Annotated in this window: 1 protein-coding gene; it reads right to left on the minus strand. The window is 36.9% G+C overall.

Translation table 11 applies throughout. The features are described from left to right. Positions 1 to 7: 7 nt before the first annotated feature. Positions 8 to 976 carry an IS30 family transposase gene (locus tag FTT86_RS15890; RefSeq protein ID WP_014538385.1) on the minus strand — a complete coding sequence of 323 codons (969 nt, stop codon included), beginning with the start codon at positions 974 to 976 and terminating at the stop codon, positions 8 to 10. Between the last annotated feature and the right edge of the window lie 111 nt (positions 977 to 1,087).

Genomic DNA, 1,087 nt, shown 5'->3' on the forward strand with positions numbered 1-1,087 from the left:
GGCGAATTCAAACATGAGGTGCGACAGTTTGAAAAGTCTTATGATAATCAACAAGCTGAGCAAATTTCTCTAATGGTGTAAGCCAATCTAACGCTTTTCTAGGACGAGTATTCAGTGACATGGCAACTTGATTTAAATAATGCTGATCTGCCTGATTTAAATCAATCCCTTTAGGTAAATATTGCCTAATTAAACCATTCATATTTTCGCATGTGCCTTTTTGCCAGGGTGAATGTGGGTCACAGAAATATACATCTATGCCTAAATCTTCTTCAAGTATTTTATGTTCTGCCATCTCGCGTCCACGGTCATAGGTCAACGTTTTACGCAGTTCTGCAGGTAAATATTTCAGAGCTTCAGTTAAAGCCTTGCGCACTGATTCTGCCTTTGCATCAGGTAATGTTGCCAAGATACAGAGCCGTGTATTTCGTTCAATAAGTGTTGCTATCGAACTTTTATTGTCTTTACCTTTAATTAAATCAGCTTCCCAATGACCCGGTATTTTTCTTTCTTGAACTTCGGCTGGGCGCTCATGAATAGTTTTAATATCCTGTAATATAGAATCTTTTTTAGGTTCACCGTTAGCTTTTCGCTTTTTATTTTCATGACGTAGACAGGATAATAAGTCTTTTTTCAACTCACCCTTGGGTAATGCTCGTATCGTTGAATAAATCGTTGTATGGCTTACATTCATTGTTTGATCCAAATCAGGAAATGTCTTTAAACGCTTTGCTATTTGCTGAGGAGACCATAAACAACGGATCGCTTCAACAATAAATTTCCAGAGGATTGAATCGATTTTGAGTTTTCTGTGACCACGTCTACGTCTAGCAAAAGTGTTATCAGAAGCATATCGAGCTTGATAAACGTCATTGATGCTATTTCTTTTAAGCTCACGATAGATCGTACTAGGATGTCTTTTAATAAGTTCAGCAAATTTTCTGGCTGAAAAGCCTTCTTTTCTTGACTCAAGCATTAATGCAGTACGATCTTCAAAGTTAAGATGATGGTATGACAATTTTATATACTCCATAAACCCTTTAAATTAATTAGGTGGTTTATGTCGCACTTCAAGTTTTACTCTGCC

Origin of the sequence: Acinetobacter sp. YH01021 (genome assembly GCF_013420255.1) — a bacterium.
Classification (GTDB): Bacteria; Pseudomonadota; Gammaproteobacteria; order Pseudomonadales; family Moraxellaceae; genus Acinetobacter.